Here is a 17,530-nt window from a genome sequence, read left to right as displayed (position 1 = left end):
GTCTTGTTCGTCAAGAAGAGGTGGTCTTTCATTATGGCCTACGCATTCAGGCGCTCGTCGGCTCCAGTGCCAGCGTGAACGGCTGCGGTTTGGCCGAAGCGTCCGGCGGGAAGTACACGATGAGCAGCTGCTCGCTCGTCCGGTCCAGCTCTCCGCTTTGTAAGTAACGGTCCAGCCGGAACGGCAGCTTTTCGATCATCACATGCTTATGCAGATCCTTCTCCCCGATGCCCAGTGCGGCGAACGAACCGGATACCGCTTCAGGCTGCTCGGCAAGCAGCCGCAAATAATCGGACTGCCGAGGCTTGTCCAAGGTGAAATTCCACCAAATTTTGCGCGGCTTGTATTTGTGGTTCAGGAAATAATCCAGCTTCATCAAGCCTTCGATGACGTCGAGCTTGGCCGTGCCGCGATGTTTCAGGAACGCATGAAGCCGGGTGAACAAATCCTCAAGCTGGTGCCCGATTTTTTGCCAGCCCCGCTCCTCCCAATAATCGCCGAACTCTTGGAAGAAGTCGAACGCCGACGTAAATTCGCGCTCAATCAAATACCGGACCGTATGATCCATACGATGGGCGTTCCAGTATTTTTCCAGTACATCCTCTACCCGCTTGATCCGCACCAAGTCCGAGAACGGCAAAATCTTGTTGCCGAGAATTTCATACGGCGCATGGTCCATGTAGAGGTAGCCGTATTTTTCCGCATCGTGGCGCATCCCGGTGCCTCGGAGCATTTTCAGAAACCCGAGCTGCAATTCCTCAGGGCCGAGGGCAAAAACGTCGTTGAACGTCTTACGGAACGAATTGTAATCTTCCTCGGGCAGCCCGGCAATCAGATCGAGATGCTGGTCGATTTTGCCGCTTTCCTTCACCTTCGTCACCGTACGGGTCAGCTTGGCGAAGTTTTGGCGGCGCTTGACGAGGCTGTTGGTCAAATCGTTCGTCGACTGAACCCCAATTTCGAAGCGGAATATGCCGGGCGGCGCATTCTCCGCCAAATAATCGAGCACTTCCGGCCGCATAATGTCCGCCGTAATCTCGAACTGGAACACGCAGCCGCTATGGTTTTGGATCAGGAACTCGAACATTTCCATGGCGTAATCGCGCTTAATGTTGAACGTCCGGTCCACGAACTTGATCAGCTTCGCTCCGGATCGGATCAGATAAAGCAGGTCGCTCTTGGTCCGCTCCATATCGAAATAACGCACGCCTACCTCGATGGAAGACAGACAGAATTGACAGCTGAACGGACAGCCGCGGCTCGTCTCGAAATAAACGACCCGATTCGCCAGGCTCGGGACATCTTCCGCAAAGCGATGCGGCGTCGGAATATCGTCCAAGGCCAGCTTCGGCCGCGGCGGGTTAATGACGACCCGTCCCTCTTTGTTGCGGTAGGCGAGGCCGAAGACGCTGTACAGAGCGCGGTCTCCCTCAAGCTCGGTCAGCAGGTGATGGAGCGTCTCCTCCCCTTCCCCGACGACGATGAAGTTGACTTCCGGCAGCCGGTTCATCCAATACTCCGTATCGTAGGAAACCTCTGGACCGCCCAGGACAACAATCAGCTCAGGCATGATCTTCTTGAGCATGCTGACCACGACGATCGTTTCTTCGATGTTCCAGATATAACAGGAGAAGCCGACAACGTCGGGTTTACGCTGGTAAATGTCGGACACGATATTCATCGCCGGGTCCTTGATCGTGTATTCGGCAATCTGGATGCCGGGAAAATCGTGCTGGCTGAACGCCTTCAAATACCGGAGCGCGAGCGAAGTGTGAATATATTTGGCGTTTAACGTCGATAAGACAATATTTTTCATGGGAATTTGGTACCTACCTCTTTACTTATCCATTATCGTATTGAACAGTATCCCTATTCTACCGCGAAACGGAACCGAACACAAAAAAAAGAAAATGGAACGTGACGTCCCATTTTCCCAAAATTAATACACAGATTCGTTGACAGGCAGGCTGTCCGGCTCGGGGGCCAGCGCAGCAAGCATAAATTCGTCCTGCCCCTCTTCCTTCCACATGTTGGCCTGGGTCAACAGTTGCTCCTCCACCTGCTCCTTTTGCGTTACCAATGCTTCGATATTGCCCTCGGAACGCTCGATATTGTCCTGCAGTCGATTGCGCTCCGCCAGTCTCTTGGCCAATTGGTACAAAATCATGATCTAAAAATCGTCCCTTCGCATCGAATATTATTGTCTTCATGTTACCGGGCAAACATTAAGACAACATTAGGAGAATATAAACAAAAGGTTAAATTTCTCCTTTCCTCTATATATGCAGCGAGATGAGCATAGTATTTCCCATTTTTAAGAAAAAAATGTGGAATTTTCGAGCGGAAGGGCCGGCGCCGTCTGTCAAAGCTGCGGCCTGGACCGGAGTCCCGGCCGGCTTATTCCCACCGGAACGTAAAGCTTGCCACGATAAACGCGACGAGGAGCCAACCGCCGAGCAGCGCCGCTTCGGTCCAGACGACGGAAAGTCCCGCTCCTACGTTCATCACCTGACGCAGCGCCGTCGTCAGATGGGAGATCGGCAGCAGCTTAACGATCGGTTGAAGGAACTCCGGCATGTTTTTGATCGGAAAGAAGACGCCGCCCAGAAACAGCATCGGAAACGAGATGAAACCGGCGATCGGTCCGGCGCTCTCCGGCGTTTTGGCCAAACCGGCAATGATAAAACCGATCGACATGAATGCCAGCGTCCCGAGCACGATAAAGCTGAGCAGCAGCAGCCAGGACCCGTTCACCTGCGTGCCGAAAAAGAGCGAGCCGACGACCAGCACAATGACGGCCTGTAAGCCGTTCAATAGCAGCCGTGCCGTAATCTGCGAAGCGATAAACGTCGAAGCTTTTAGCGTCGTGCTCTGCATCCGCCGCAGGATGCCCCTCTCCCGCCACGAAGCGATCTGCCCCGCCACCCCGTTCAGGTTGTTGGACATAATCATCATGGCGACGATGCCCGGCACCAGGAAGTCGATATAGCTGAGCTTTAGCGACTGCACGCCTTCCGGCCGGATCGTAATTTTCGGCGTATAGCCCGACAGCTTCTTGTCGATCCCGTCGATGACCGGAGCCAGCACCTGCAACCCGATTTGCGAGGTCGCGGCATTCGTTTCGTCGTAATACACTTTGATCGCAGCGGCCACCCCTGTGCTGCCGGGCTTCGTTTGTTCCTCATAGCCCTTCGGAATGACGAGCACAAGCTGGTAATCGCCGCGTTTCAGTGTCTCCAGCTCGGGATTTAAATCGGAGGCCGCGTTCACCCGCAGGATCGGGTTGTCCTGCAGTGCCTTCATCAGCGCTTCGGAAGCAGCCGTTCGGTCCTCATCGACGATGGCGCCGGTGACGGAGACCGGATTGCCTTTGCCCAGGAACGAGCCAAGCATGACCATGAAGAAGATCGGAAAAAGCAGCGTCCAGAACAGCACCTGCCGGTTGCGGGCGAACAGCCGCAGTTGGGCAAGCGTCAGATGAATGTAAGCGTTCATGCTTCCCTCAAGCTCCTTCCCGTCATGTGGATGAAGACGTCCTCCAGCGTGGCCGTCCGGGTCTGCAGCTCCTGCACGCGCCATTCCTGCCCTTCCGCCCGGGCGATCAGATCGACAAGCGAGGTTTGCAGATGGTCGGTATACAGCACGAAAATGTCTTTGCGCTGATCCACCTGCTTCACCTCGCTTACTTCCCGCAGCGCTTCCGTTACAGCCTCTTGCCGCTCCTCGCTCCAAGCGTCGGCGCCTTCCAGCCGGAATTCGATGGCGCTGTCGGATTGCAGATTACGGACCAGATTCCGGGGTGTATCGAGCGCGATCACCTGTCCGCTGTCCATCAGACAGATGCGGTCGCACAAAGTATGTGCTTCTTCCATGTAATGTGTGCTGAGCACGATCGTTTTACCGCGTTCCTTGAGCCTCAGCACAATGTCCCACAGCATCCGCCTGGCCTGCGGGTCCAGACCTGTCGTCGGCTCGTCCAAAAAGACCACCTGCGGATCGTTCACAAGCGCCAGCGCAATCGCCAGACGCTGTTTTTGCCCGCCGGAGAGGTTTTTGACGCGGTCGTTGCGTTTTTCCTGCAAAATCATATCTTCCAGCAGCGGCTCGATCGGGACGGAGCTCGGGTAAAAGCTGGCGTACATGCGGACAATCTCGTGCACTTTCAACAGATCGAACAGCGAGGTGGATTGCAGCTGGACACCGATCACCTGCTTGACCTGATTCAGCTGCGTCCGGGTATCGAAGCCTGCCACAATCGCATGCCCTCCATCCGGCCGCCGGAGCCCCTCGATCATTTCCATCGTGGTCGTCTTGCCTGCGCCGTTCGGTCCGAGCAGCCCGAACACCTCGCCTTGATATACTTCGAAATGGACGCCTTTTACGGCCGTAAAATCCCCGTACCGTTTAACTAGACCGTCCGCCTTAATCATCGTTTCCGCCATCGGCAACATCTTCAGCTCCTTTGGGGGCGTTGTTGGAAAAAGCTACAGCTAGAGTATACCATCCGGCCGACCGGGATGCCTAATCTTAAGCACGGAGCCCGTTTCGCCAATCCGGCCCGGTCATGGTATAGTAAGAACAGCGATTTGACAAGAAACGGAGAGAACGGCATGAGCACTGAATGGAAAAAGAACCGCGATTCTTTGCGCCCGCAGGGAAAAAGATCGGAAGCCGCACGCAGGCCTAGTGGGAAGAAGCCTGCGGCAAGCCGGCCCGCGACGGCAGAGGATTTGAGAGCCGGCGACCGGATCGTGGTCACGATCAAACGGATCGGCATTAACGGCGAGGGCGTCGGCTACTACAAGCGTAAGGCGGTTTTCATCGACGGGACGCTGCCGGAGGAAGTCGTGAAAGCGACGGTGACGAAGGTCGAACCAAGCTACATTACGGCCAAGCTGGACGAGGTGGAAAAGGCTTCGCCTCACCGCCAAAAGCCGCCCTGTCCCATCTACGACAGCTGCGGCGGCTGTCAGCTTCAGCATATGACGTACGAGGCTCAGCTGCATGCCAAGGAGGAGCTGGTACGTGAAGCGTTCCGGCGTTACGCGGGGATGGAAACGGCCCCGATCCGGCCGATTCTCGGCATGGACAACCCTTGGAGCTACCGGAACAAGGCGCAGCTGCAGCTCGGCCGCGCAGGAGAGAAGGTCGTTGCGGGCTTGTACTCCCCCGGCACGCATAAGCTCGTGGACATTACCGGCTGCGCCATACACGATCCGGCGATCAACCGGGTCACGGAGACGGTCGCCAAGCTGCTTGGCGAGCTGGACATCCCCGTATACAACGAACGGACCCGTCAAGGCGTCATCCGTACCATCGTAGCCCGGGTAGGCCGGCAAACCGGGGAGATCCAGCTCACGCTCATCACCGCGGCGGACCGCATTCCCGACCGCGAACGGCTCATCCGCCGCATCCGCGACGAGCTGCCGCAGGTGACGACCATCGCGCAAAATCTGAATCGAGAAGCTTCTCCGCTCATTTTTGGCGCGAAAACGACCGTGCTATGGGGTAAGGAGCGGCTGGACGAGACGCTCGGCGACATCCGCTTCTCCCTCTCCCCCCGCGCCTTCTTCCAGCTGAATCCGGAGCAGACGGTGAAGCTGTACGACGCCGTCCGCGAAGCCGCCGCGCTGACCGGCGAAGAGCTTGTCGTCGATGCCTACTGCGGCACCGGTACGATCGGGCTCTGGCTCGCCCCGCACGCCCACGAGGTGCGCGGCATCGAGCTTATCCCCGAGGCGGTCGACGACGCCCGGGACAATGCCCAGGCGAGCGGCGCAGTGAACGCCCGCTTCTTTGTCGGGCGTGCCGAGCAGTTGCTGCCCGAATGGGTGCAGCGCGGCATCCGCCCCGACGTCGTCGTGGTCGACCCGCCGCGCACCGGCTGCGAGCGCCCGCTGCTGCTCGCGCTCGCCGAGGCGAAGCCGGCACGACTCGTCTACGTGTCGTGCAATCCGTCCACCCTGGCGAAGGACTGCCAGGTGCTGCTTGAGCAGGGCTACCGGCTGGATTGGATTCAGCCGGTGGACATGTTCCCGCAGACGGCGCATGTGGAGTGCGTGGTAAGGATGTGCCGGGTCGATACCTAGAAGTCTATAGTTTTCAGTTTTCGGCGAAGTATTTCTCCTTTGTACAGGATGAGAACGACTATAAAAATAAGGTGTTGCGAGATACCATTAAAGTTTCGGTTGTGCTGGATTTGAAATGGGAAGATCTGACGAGCGATTTTTAACCAACAGCAGGTCTGTCCAATAAGCTCCCCTTTTGAGTATATGAAAGGCCACCTTCGTAAGTATTAAAGAAGGTGGCCTTCGTATATCGTGGATGAACACTTAAATTTGCATAAAGCATTCATTCACGCCGTATAATTTCATGAATGAAATTATACTCTAATATGAGGATGTGGCTTTTTTCCTGTCGATGACCGACATAATGAACTAATTGTGTTTTAGCCATCTCCGCCATGCAGTCTCGCAACTCATTTTGTATCGTCATTTGTCATAAATCCCAATAAAGACAAAGGAGAGGGTGAATTGAAAATCAAGTGGGATGATCTCGATGAAGCAGAGAAATGTGACTTAATAGAACGGCAAGTCCTAGGATACAAAGTGGATGCTTTGGATGATTCTTGTGCTTATAAACTTCTTGATAACTTTAATACTTATCAGGTCACAAAGTTGTTTCCATTAAAATATAAAACAATAATAGAAGCCAATAAATATGTTGCCACGGCAGACACGCTAATTGATTCTGTTTGTATGGCAGCATTAAAACGTATAGGAATAATCGATTAAGATATATTTATTATTCAAATGTCAGCCGTTTGATTTTTTTCTCCGTAAGCAGCGGAGAATCAATTATATAGACTTGGATTTCATCTTTTCGGTGTTCATTTTTTTTGATAAAGAGTTTTACGAACTCATAATCATGTGTCGCAAAAAAAAGCTGTTTGGATAACGTTCCAAGTACGTCACATATGGAAAACTGATTTACATCGTCCATGTTTTGAATTGGATCATCAATTGCTACAAAATCAAGAATACTTACTCGCTGAGATTGATTCACTGCAAGAAAAATTGAAATAGCCAGTACGTTTAGTTGTCCAGAACTAAGTGTGTACTGAACATTAGATAGTGGTTTATTCTCACTTGAAGTCTGAACCATGATCTTTAGTTCATCATCGTCTCCTTCGAACCGAATAGGAGCAGTAATAGGCATTGGATTCAAGTAACGGAAGTATTTTTGTATGGAGGATGATGACTGGTTCAACATGTCTTTAGCTGTGGTACCAAGTCGATTTCCTGCCTCGTCTAGGAATGTCTGAATCTCCGCTAATTTTGCTGTTACAATAGAAGCTTCCTGAGCCTTATTATTCTGGCTATCTTGCAGTTTTTGAATATCTTCCTGGATTCTTTGATTGGTGGAAATAGATTGAACAAATGCTGCTGCTGCTGCGTATTCTTCTTGTAGTTTCTGTAACTCTGTCTTATGTTGACTAATCAGTAGGCTCAATGATATTTCATACTCATCTTGAGTAACAGATTCTTGAAGACTCAATAATTCTCCATTTAATGAGTTAATTCCAGAGATAATCTTATCCCTTGACAGATTTAATAATGAAATATAATTATTTATGCGGTCTAGCGCCCGTTGAAATCGCTGAAGTCTTGCTTCAGCTTCTTTTTCAGTATAAACTTTTGACAGGCCAGTAGTACTTTTTAGATTATTTAAATCTAGTCTGACTTGTGTTAGTTTATCAATAGCCTGTTTTGCTGCCTCAATATTATTGATTTCATTTTGAATTAATTCTCTAGATTGCTGGATTTTTTGGAAAGGTTGATTAAACAATTCCAACTGGAAGGCTTCAAATTGTTTAATCTGTGACAGACGATCATTGCTATTGTTAAGATTAAGCTCGTATTCTTTGTCTTTGTCTTGGGCAACTTTTTGTTCTTTTTCTGTTTGCTGAAGACGAGTTTCATATCGCTTTTTTCGACTCAATAAGCTCTCAGAAACAGTTGTATAATGCTTTAGATTTTCATTATGTTTTTGGATTGACTCTTGAATTCGATGTTCAAGTTGATCCCCGTGGTCAACGGAACATACGGGACAAATTCCATCATGAACTTGTTCTCTTTTTAGATAATCAAATATATTTTGAACATTCGCAACAAGATTTATAACAGACCCATTGGCATGATGTGATAAACGATTATTTACTACACTCAATAATGTAAGTAGCCGCTCACGTCGCTTTCGGAGTTTATTAACTTTTATGTATTGTTGTTGCTTAAGTGCGGGGATTGTTGCAAGTTGTCGTTCTAGTTCTTGATATTCCTGAATATATAATAGGGCAGTATCATGCTTGGTTATTAATCTTCTCTTTTGTGATAGTAACTTTGTTAGTTCTAGAGTGTCAGGCACATCATTTTTTGAACCCCTTTTTATGATCTCCAAACATTCCTTTTCTTCCATCTCCAATCTTCTTAATGTATCATAATGAACTTTGTCACCGCTAAGTGAATCAATTACCATATTAACTTGAGTAAGTAATTTCTGGGCATTCTCTGTTTGTTCATTATGCAGTTCTAATTCTTTTGCCAGTTCATTTTTACGATCTACACATTCTTGAATCATACTATACCCTAATCCATGTAATATCTCTAATCTATCCACTTTCTGACTAATAAACCCTGAGCGCGACAACAACTCCTCTTGTATTTTAGGAACTCGAACCTGTAAATGGTCTAAATCGGATGAAATAGCTAAACCATCAGACCATTTTTTTATATATGAGGAATCGTAGGACACTAAGTCCTCTCTTCGTTTGTCAATTACAGAATTTAGGCTCTGAATCGTATCCTCAATTTTTGAACTTTGTGATTGTAATTTACTTTTAATCGATTTCATGTTATCCAAGAGACTTAAAACGCTTTTCAGCCCCATAATATCAGCAAGCGCTTCAAATCTTTCTTTTGCATCATCATGAGAAATGAAATCTGTAATTTGATCCTGTGACAATATATGAGTTTGTTTTATTAAGTCCCCTACCAAAGTGCGACCTGCCTTAAGGTAGGAAGCTCTCCTTAAAAATTGATCTACTAGAGTTTTTCCGCGAATAATTGAACCATCAGGCTTAGTGACTGAAACCGTCATATTAAGGGGTATTCCATCAACTACTCTAAAACCTCTAGCTAATTTATGATTTGCAAAATCGATTTCAACCGAACATATAGCTTCTCGTTCGTCACATTGAAAACAAATCACATCTTTGTCGCTAAAATCTTTTTGTCTACTGAATCTATGGATTGTACCAGATATGCACCACTCTAAAGCATCAAAAAAAGTGCTTTTGCCATAACCATTTGGCCCATAAAAAATTGTTATTTCTTTACTAAGATCAAACTCATGTAGACCAAAATATTTACGGAAGTTTTGAATACGTACCATTTGGAGTTTCACTGAACAATACCTCCGTCCATCTTTTCTATTTCAATAATGGCCGTCTCTAATTCCTTTTGACTCAACTTCCGCCGCTCGCCATCATGTTTACGGATATACTCGATCAATCGAGTAACCGTCTCAGTCATTTCTATTGAATCAAGTACTTCGGTTGAAATTTCTTTTTTCATTGATTGTGTCGGATCTAGAAAAGGTACCCTTTGAAGGTCTAATGCGGACCGAATGACATATTTACGTAGAGCTGTTGGTTCTCTTTCTATTGAATAAACCGTCTCTTCACTAATTGGATTGTTTCCAGCTTCGCAGATTAGGTAATAAGCATTCCAAGCATTCACTCTATTCCGCAACAAACTGTCTCTTAAAAAAGCAGCCTCTGCAAGTACTCCTTGAATTGTAGTCGTGACTTCCCATCTTTGTAAAATAACAAACTTTGAACTGTTACTAAAACATTTTATCCCCATTTTATCGCTTGTAATATTAGAGACAGCTTCGAAACCTACATCAGATAATCTATGAAGAGCATGATTATAAGCTTCCATCTGGAGCCTCCTTTAATTGTCTCCAAAGATCTTTTAAGTGTGTTTTCAACTCCTCCATAGTGTTGAAGACGTAAATATTGTCATACTGTTCAAGCAATTTCCCCCCTGGGAGGAAGTTGAGTACAATTTTAAGATTAACTAGTGAGTCGTCTTGCGGCAATTCCGATAATTCTGGCTTCTCCTCGCAAATCGTAACCGATCTTGACGGACCGTTATGACCAGTAAAGCGACCCTGTAAAAGCACTGTTGAAGGTGGATGTAAAAGTATATCAACTGACGATTCCGGATCTGTAAAAATACTACGTACTTTATCAACTGCAATATCTAATGTTTCACCTCGGTTAAGACTAAGAAATGAGAGTAGCTGAGTTCCCATTTCTTTTACTAACAAAGATTGATGTTTTAATGATATACGGAGCATTTCTTCATTTATCAATATTAGAAGTAATGCAGAATTAAACAATTCGAGTAGTTTTGTAATTTGATCATGTTCAGTTATTTCTCGATATTTGTTAGAATATTTCCTTCCATCTAGATAGCGATTTAGTAAATTTCGAATCGTTCCACCTGCACTTACCCACTCTATCAAGTGGGCTTTATATGCGTGAACCTCACGCTCTAAATCTTCATATAAATTTACAGATCGGATCTCATGTAGCAATTGGTCAAACACGCGATCAACAACTTCTATGCTGCTATGTCTCCTAACAGACTCACCAACTGTTTTCATAGCTCTATCATGAAGTTGTTGTCTGATTCCTTCTACTTCTGTTCTATCTATATATAGAACCATGTTATCGCCAATTGCTTGGCATTTTTCCATTAATGCACCAATTAACCACTGTAGGTCTTCGACAGACACCCGTATTCCAGGTTCAAGTTTTTCACTTAGTCGGTATAGAAGTAGACTGACAAAATCATAGCTGTCTAATAAATCTATTTTTTTGCAAATATTAAATCTGGAAAGAAGCGAACTAATTTCCTCACCACAAACTGCTGGATAATCAAAAGAACTTTGGTTTTTTTTATCGTACATTTGACTGGACAAACGACCTAGCAAATGATCATTAATGGGAATCCTGTTATTAAAATTATAATTTTTACAGTGTGTTGAAACATCGACATCTCGTGAAGGAGTTACAACAAAACTAGTGATTAACTCAAATTGAGTGTTAAAGCCCTGATCCTGAGGAAAGTAACGAGCTTTTAAGAGCAATTTGTCAACCCAACTATCAGGCAATCTGTGGATATTTCCATCTTTTTCATAAGGGGATCGATTGTAGATGCCAGTTTTACTAACTCTTAAATCTGTCTCACTACTTGTCTTGACTTGAACAAATCGAATTACATTATCTTTTCCCACTATAATATCTTCATGCAGCTCTACAGATACGAAGTCCCATTTGCCTTCCATTACCTCAATTATGTACTCAATTGTCACCAAAAACTGATAGAAAAAACCAGCCAAAGCCGTTCTCCCACCAATTTCTTCGGGTTCTACTGCCAACAAAATTTCCTTTAGAAGCGCTGTTTGGTCTGTTTTCACACGAGCAACAACACTATTGATCTCAGGAGCCGCTTCAACAGGCTCAGACAGAGCCTGCATTATCCGCATTCTATGCATAAGAGTCAGTTCCTTTACATAAGACATTTTATACGATTATACCGCAGTATTTCTGTAAAAATTGTCGAATGATGACGAACCCGTTACTTTTGATTCATTTTTCCTCGAATAAATTGGGTATCGAAATTTCGGGGGAATCTGAACTCGCCTTTGACAGGTGATATATGTAAAATACCGCGTTGAGTCCAGAAAGGATAAAAATACGACGGTTCCTTCGCTAAAGCTGCGGATGACGTAGATTTGCCGGTACTCGGCAAGCCGTTTACGGGAAGATCAAGCGTTTTGATCAATATGTCGCGGAGAAGCAGTATTTTGTAACCCGTATCAAAGAGAATGTAACGCTTGTGAACCCACATTCCTTAAAGAACAGGAAAGTGGAAACCTCGAACGTCATACGGGATATTACTTGTTATCTTGGAACACCTCATCGGTCATTTACTAAGATGTAATCCTTGTCCGCAAGCTTCTCACCGATAGGGCCATCATGAACCGTACCGATCGTTTCAATGACCCGAAAGGCCCACGGTAAGTTTACTCGGGTAATGGTATCGCACTTGCCGCAATTCGTTCTGGGAAGCTCAGCATGAATGCAACTCAGATATTCGAAGAAGTTGAAATGACGCCATGTGCGATCATGATTGGCGATATCCCGAACGGGTTGGTCCGGCGCCCCACAATTCGAGCAAGGGAACAAGGCTCTTTTACGAAACTTGACATACACGTCTAACTGTTTGGCCTCCAGACTGAAATCGACGCGATCGATATACCACGGCTCCGGAATGTGAAGCAGATACTCGAGTTGGCCTTCCTTTAAATTTGCTGCAAACATATGAAAACACCTCGTCCTCTACTGGGCTTTTAATTTCCAGTATTGACAGATGTTCGCATTTATAACGGCGAAGAAGCGTATTTTTCAATGACAGATAAAGGTACTTAAAATTTTTTGCTCCTTCTTTTCTACTTCTGCTTTTTACTGAAATCCCAATTCGTTCATCATTCTTACTTGCGATAATATCAATCCCAACATGACGCACAAGAACACATTCGTAGCCGTTTTTGGAGAACCAGTACATCATTAAATATTCTCCAAAGTCCCCTGTAATGTGTGTATGATTAGAACTATATTGTGATATCATAAAGTTTTTGTCGCTCCCTATAAGAACGTATATCTACGAACTTAACGCATTTACAAAGGGATCAATCAATTCTCGAAATCCCTCTATCGAAATCTCATGTCCGTAATCATCCAATATCTGGTTTAATTCTGAAGAGAATTTGGTTCTTTAAGTTTTTTTATTTGCTCAATTACTTCGTCAGTTAAGGTATCACCTTTCATTGTCTTGTAAAGTTGAATATGTGTAATAAGATTTGCTAGAGTAGGAGCTTCATTATAGTTCATGTAATACATTGCCATAAAATGCTCGAAGGTTGTAAAATCATTCATTTAACGTATCCCCTTACCATGAAATTGACCTTTTATTATATTCAAGTATTATTTACAGTAAATATGCCATCCTCCAATTCACGACCCTCTAAATAATCAAAAGAAACCCAATCTACATTTACTAAGCCAATTAAGTTAGAAAATTGATGTGCAGGAGGAATCTTGCCAAAAATTACATCTTCATGTTCATTTATAAAAATAGCTTCGATGTCATCAACTAAGACTTCTGGATGTAGAACCAATTCTTTTATGACGTTGATATCGTATAGATTTTTTTCAATATATATTTCATCTGTCCACTCACATTTATAATCAAATACTAGTACATTCTTTTTAAATATCTTCAACTCCCAACAGTGATCTCCAGCATAGATATAATGCAGTAAGATTCCCTGATTGTGTGAAACAATCTCTTCATCAACTTGAAATTGGTTTCCATTGCAAACAAATGTAACCCACCCATTAGCTTCCTCAAAAACATAACCTTTTTTCTCTGCTTTTTTTAGTAATTCAACAACATCTTCTTGTTTTTTCGTTTTCAAATGATAACTCTCACTAAATTCGCTCATAAACATAACACCCCGTTTATCTTATTCAGTCATAAATTTAAAAGATTGAATCAAAAATTGCATAAACAAAGATAAACAAAAAAATAGGTGTGAGCCAAAAAATAGGAAGAGCTGCAAGTATATAAGCTTGCTTAAATTTTCCTTTTTGGTATGCATTCCAACAGCTAAACGAGACTAAAAATGATAAGGGGTATATGGTCATATAAAGATTACCTAAGTTTAATGGATTAGTTGGATTAACAGTAAAAACATCTATCGTCATCACATAAAAGGCAGGAAGGAAGTGGTAAAAAAATGAAACCTGATACAATATTAATCCCTAAGCAAAAACCGAAACATATCCATTTTTTCAAAAGTGGGTCTTCCCTTCTGTGGTGTGGAAAAATCCAAGCCTAGTAGTCCGAGGGGTCATTCATTTCACTTTAAAACTAGTATTTTATTCGGATTCTGTCGTTACAGTCACATCTTTAATTGAAATGATTTTTATTTTCTCAATATCAACTTCATTAGTTCTACATATTCGTTCTTTGATAATTTTTCTAAGATTTAATTCATCATTTTCTTCAGTCCATATTCTCATAGTAAAACTCTTTACTATTCTATACTTAACTTCATATAATCTCTCCATTGATTCTCCCCCTCATGAAACCAATCTTTTATTCACTTCACATAATCCAACAGTTCGGAACTGTCGATTGCCATGGTCGGATGATCATCATCGCATATAACCGTATACTCCGTGTTAGTCAAATGTCTAATCGTTGGTGGTATTCAAGATTTTCTTCTAACACATCGAAAACAACATGCTGATCATAATAATCTTTTAGTTCGGAGTAATCATAGGACAAATTATCAGTCCAAGATACCAAAAACAACTTATTGATGGTTCTTGTTTCAAATAAGTCATCAAGTATCTCGATCCGCTGCTTACTTTTAAGTACATTGTCAAGAGGATATAAGATAGCAAAATCATATTCCATTCCAGTGTTATTCCAACTCGTCTTTTTGATACTGTCGAAATATAAAGTATGTATCCCAAGTTTATAACCTATTCCTGTTTTGAAATCCTTTGAGTGTTCATCGAAAAACGAACCGATGTTTTGCATATAATTTGCACGAAATAGAACTTTCGACCTGTCTGATATGTATTCTTTTAAAATGTGCATAATCAATCTGTGTTTTTCATATTGATGAGTGCCAGTAAGAAGCAGTGACCTTTTATCAGATTGCAAGAAGTCCAAAATACCTTTAACGGCTTCTTCTCTTGTGTTCAACTATATTCATCTCCTTAGCAGTTTTCATTCGCTGTCAATTCAGTTCATGAAATCTCCGTTTTATTTACAATCTGTCGATAGCTTTTTTCGTTTCTTCTTCGTCACCAATATATAACCAACGGTATTCTTCGCGATCCCAAACAATTTCCCCTTGATTAATTTTACGAAATTCCCTTGTTATTTTTTTGTCAATCGCAAGATTGCCATTGTCATTGTAGTAAGTATATTTTTCTCCAAATTTCTCAGATATCTCATGTACGGCTTCAAGTTGATAAACTCCACCTTCAGAAATGATTTTATCGTAAAGCCACTGAGCAATTTCTTTATGCATCAACTTTCATCTCCTCATGAAATCCGTGTTTTATTATTGCTTCTTGGTATCTTCAATCAATTTTGCATTATACATAACGCCACCATTCCAACTAACAATAACTGCGCCACAGTCGCATCTTTCACTATCTTTGTCTCTCATTGCAATTCTATGTTTGGTGACTTTCCATTTACGACCGCATGAACATTCGTGAACGTAACTACTATCTGACATGATACAATTCCCTCCATAAATTCAGACTTTTATTGCTCAAGATAAATCCAGCTCCACTCCAACGGAAAAGTTTATCCTCTTTCCATGTAAAACCTTACAGGTTACTCAACATTAACAAGCAGTATCCTGTCCCCAAATCCACCGCGCTTCTCTTTCTTCTCCTGCCTTATTCGTTCGAACTCCTCTATACTGATCCCCTTTTGCTCTAATATTGCATAAACAACCTCAACCAAATCAGCCAATTCCGTTATTTGCTCAGCTTCCCCAGCCTCAATAAATTCATCGAGCTCCTCTTGAAGCTTAATACTCAACATTCTCTTGTATTCGGCATCATCCAAAACTCTAATTTCAGCTTGTTTCCCTGACGCTTCAATGATCTGCGGTATCTTGTCTCTTACCAACTTGTTATAAACAATCATCCTACGTTCTCCTCTCTGACTACCCTTGGCATGAGATCCAAAACTTTCTGACTAGGCCATTGTTAATAGCCATATCAAGCTCTGAAACATGCTTATTTGTTTGTCCCTGGTTTATAAATATGGCGAGCAACCTTGAATTTCTTTCTTCCAGTCTCTGTATCGTTGTTTCGCTTGGAATGACATTTGATTTGCTTGAGTTGCAGGTTTGGTGAGAATAGACCAAATTCCATAAGTCATCGCTATATAAATACGACCAAGGAATTACATGGTCAATAGCGGGAGTCCCATCAATGATTTTATTCCCACAGTGAAAACAAATATGGTCTGGGTTTTCTGCGGCAATAAGTTGAAAATATTTAGTCAATGGTTTACGCCTGACTTTATCTTCATCAATAATCTTTACCTTCTTGCATATGCGCGGCGAATGATTGAAATTTTCAAGCATTTGCGACCATCTGTAATTGATCGCGTCAAATACGATTAAACTATTTTCTTTCAGCTCTTTCATATTATCAGTAGCTATATATAAGAAATCTGCGTTCCGTTCGTAATTGTAAACATCGTCAACCACTTTTCCTTCAACAGTCAGAAATCGGTAACTTACATCAGCTTTCAAAGCTGTTTTCACTTGTTTTACCGTTTTTTCATACTGCATCTTACAAATTACCTCAATGTTAGACCGAAACCATTTAACCGGTTGAGCGCTTTGAGTTACTTTCTGGTACTCAACAATTAACTCCTTCACTAAGGATACGATCTTCGGCGGCTTATTAGGGTTGGGGCTTTGCTTTAAATCAAAAAAGATCGTTTGCTCGAAGTAGTATCTAATCACCTTCTTAGCAATGTCTTCAAGTCCAATTTGCATTGTTCTTCCAATTAGTTGGTGAGAATCATATTCAACTGCAATTTCGGTGATTGCCTTGGCCCATGCTGCTTTATAACTATTGTCAAACGAACAGTTGCGGATAATATAGAGCCATTTCTCAAGAAATGTCATATCTTTCCCTCTATAGTCTTAGTTTTCAAATTGTCTTAATAGTAAAATTATACCACATATTTCATAAGACAGAAGTCGAAAAAGGTAGAAAAAAACAGAAAATAGAACCCAAGACATATTGCCGTCTTTAGTTAGTCTATCTTCTGTCAATTAATTTAAACAAACAAAAATAGTTTCCACATGTTATCACGAATAGTTTCTGGAATAATTTTTATATTTCGGAAAATGCGAGCGCAAAATTCTCTCTCTCTTATTTTCAAGTAAAAAAAACCAAATTACATTAATTTTTCAATTTTTTCTCTAATCAATTATCGAACGCATGATCGCCACTCTATATTACAAGGCTATACGTTCTAAACCGATTATTTGTTGCATCATCCTTCACATTCCGGAAAAATATTGATAATTTTTTTCGACAAAGTGCTATGTTTAAAGGAAAAAAGGTGGCAATTCAATGAGCAGGTACTTGTTTCATCCACATATTATTTTTAAATTTCCTTTTTACTTAATGAGCTTTGGATTAGTAGAGAAAGTAAAGATAACTGGAGTTACATATCAAAGAATCCAAATGTCTAAAGATGGGTTCAATTTTTTAGCACAGAGCATGCAATTATCCTCCGATAGCATTACTTAGGACACTTTTTAATGTATCCTTTTT

General features: G+C 43.3%; 18 protein-coding genes. 2 read left to right on the top strand and 16 right to left on the bottom strand.

Going from position 1 to position 17,530, the window contains the following annotated elements:
* Positions 1-46 precede the first annotated feature (46 nt).
* From NI000_RS10540 to NI000_RS10525, 4 genes are all read right to left on the bottom strand, one after another.
* Positions 47-1,816 (bottom strand): B12-binding domain-containing radical SAM protein, encoded by a 1,770-nt coding sequence (locus NI000_RS10540; RefSeq protein WP_253410247.1) that lies wholly within the window; start codon positions 1,814-1,816, stop codon positions 47-49.
* A gap of 123 nt (positions 1,817-1,939) precedes the next feature.
* Positions 1,940-2,167, bottom strand: a complete 228-nt coding sequence (locus tag NI000_RS10535) for a hypothetical protein (protein WP_253410245.1) — start codon at positions 2,165-2,167, stop codon at positions 1,940-1,942.
* 230 nt (positions 2,168-2,397) lie between these two features.
* A complete protein-coding gene (locus NI000_RS10530) occupies positions 2,398-3,495 on the bottom strand; it encodes an ABC transporter permease (protein ID WP_253410243.1) in 1,098 nt (365 codons plus the stop codon).
* Entirely contained in the window at positions 3,492-4,442 is a 951-nt protein-coding gene (locus NI000_RS10525) for an ABC transporter ATP-binding protein (protein ID WP_253410714.1), read from the bottom strand. The genes NI000_RS10530 and NI000_RS10525 overlap by 4 nt, the downstream gene beginning before the upstream one ends.
* A 168-nt stretch (positions 4,443-4,610) precedes the next feature.
* On the opposite strand from NI000_RS10525, the gene rlmD reads away from it, so the two are divergent.
* A complete protein-coding gene (gene rlmD / locus NI000_RS10520) occupies positions 4,611-6,089 on the top strand; it encodes a 23S rRNA (uracil(1939)-C(5))-methyltransferase RlmD (protein ID WP_253410241.1) in 1,479 nt (492 codons plus the stop codon).
* Positions 6,090-6,533: 444 nt separating this feature from the next.
* Positions 6,534-6,794 (top strand): hypothetical protein, encoded by a 261-nt coding sequence (locus NI000_RS10515; RefSeq protein ID WP_253410239.1) that lies wholly within the window; start codon positions 6,534-6,536, stop codon positions 6,792-6,794.
* A 10-nt stretch (positions 6,795-6,804) separates the two neighbouring features.
* On the opposite strand, the gene NI000_RS10510 is transcribed toward NI000_RS10515, so the two are convergent.
* The 12 genes from NI000_RS10510 to NI000_RS10455 form a co-directional block, all read right to left on the bottom strand.
* Positions 6,805-9,462: an AAA family ATPase gene (locus NI000_RS10510; RefSeq protein ID WP_253410237.1), complete on the bottom strand. Its 2,658-nt coding sequence runs from the start codon at positions 9,460-9,462 to the stop codon at positions 6,805-6,807.
* Positions 9,459-10,001, bottom strand: a complete 543-nt coding sequence (locus NI000_RS10505; RefSeq protein WP_253410235.1) for an ABC-three component system middle component 1 — start codon at positions 9,999-10,001, stop codon at positions 9,459-9,461. Before NI000_RS10505 ends, NI000_RS10510 begins: the two co-directional genes overlap by 4 nt.
* A complete protein-coding gene (locus NI000_RS10500; protein ID WP_253410232.1) occupies positions 9,988-11,616 on the bottom strand; it encodes a dsDNA nuclease domain-containing protein in 1,629 nt (542 codons plus the stop codon). Before NI000_RS10500 ends, NI000_RS10505 begins: the two co-directional genes overlap by 14 nt.
* Before the next feature lie 433 nt (positions 11,617-12,049).
* Positions 12,050-12,454, bottom strand: a complete 405-nt coding sequence (locus NI000_RS10495; protein WP_253410230.1) for a hypothetical protein — start codon at positions 12,452-12,454, stop codon at positions 12,050-12,052.
* A gap of 429 nt (positions 12,455-12,883) precedes the next feature.
* A complete protein-coding gene (locus tag NI000_RS10490; protein WP_253410227.1) occupies positions 12,884-13,069 on the bottom strand; it encodes a hypothetical protein in 186 nt (61 codons plus the stop codon).
* 41 nt (positions 13,070-13,110) lie between these two features.
* Positions 13,111-13,638, bottom strand: a complete 528-nt coding sequence (locus tag NI000_RS10485; RefSeq protein WP_253410225.1) for a hypothetical protein — start codon at positions 13,636-13,638, stop codon at positions 13,111-13,113.
* Positions 13,639-14,074: 436 nt separating this feature from the next.
* Positions 14,075-14,266 (bottom strand): hypothetical protein, encoded by a 192-nt coding sequence (locus NI000_RS10480; RefSeq protein ID WP_253410223.1) that lies wholly within the window; start codon positions 14,264-14,266, stop codon positions 14,075-14,077.
* 118 nt (positions 14,267-14,384) lie between these two features.
* On the bottom strand, positions 14,385-14,912 hold the full coding sequence (locus tag NI000_RS10475) for a hypothetical protein (protein ID WP_253410222.1): 528 nt from the start codon (positions 14,910-14,912) through the stop codon (positions 14,385-14,387).
* A gap of 64 nt (positions 14,913-14,976) precedes the next feature.
* Positions 14,977-15,243, bottom strand: a complete 267-nt coding sequence (locus tag NI000_RS10470) for a DUF6953 family protein (protein WP_253410220.1) — start codon at positions 15,241-15,243, stop codon at positions 14,977-14,979.
* A gap of 33 nt (positions 15,244-15,276) precedes the next feature.
* Entirely contained in the window at positions 15,277-15,456 is a 180-nt protein-coding gene (locus NI000_RS10465) for a hypothetical protein (RefSeq protein WP_253410218.1), read from the bottom strand.
* 101 nt (positions 15,457-15,557) lie between these two features.
* The gene (locus NI000_RS10460; RefSeq protein WP_253410216.1) at positions 15,558-15,875 is read right to left on the bottom strand and encodes a nucleoside triphosphate pyrophosphohydrolase; all 318 of its coding nucleotides are present in this window, start codon (positions 15,873-15,875) and stop codon (positions 15,558-15,560) included.
* A 19-nt stretch (positions 15,876-15,894) separates the two neighbouring features.
* Positions 15,895-16,872, bottom strand: coding sequence for an HNH endonuclease (locus NI000_RS10455; protein WP_253410214.1), 978 nt, complete (start codon positions 16,870-16,872; stop codon positions 15,895-15,897).
* Positions 16,873-17,530 lie beyond the last annotated feature (658 nt).

The sequence above is a fragment of the Paenibacillus tyrphae genome (assembly GCF_024158745.1).
Classification (GTDB): domain Bacteria; phylum Bacillota; class Bacilli; order Paenibacillales; family NBRC-103111; genus Paenibacillus_G; species Paenibacillus_G tyrfis_A.
Note: the sequence above shows the minus strand (reverse complement) of the source record. Positions and strands in the feature narration are given on the sequence as shown.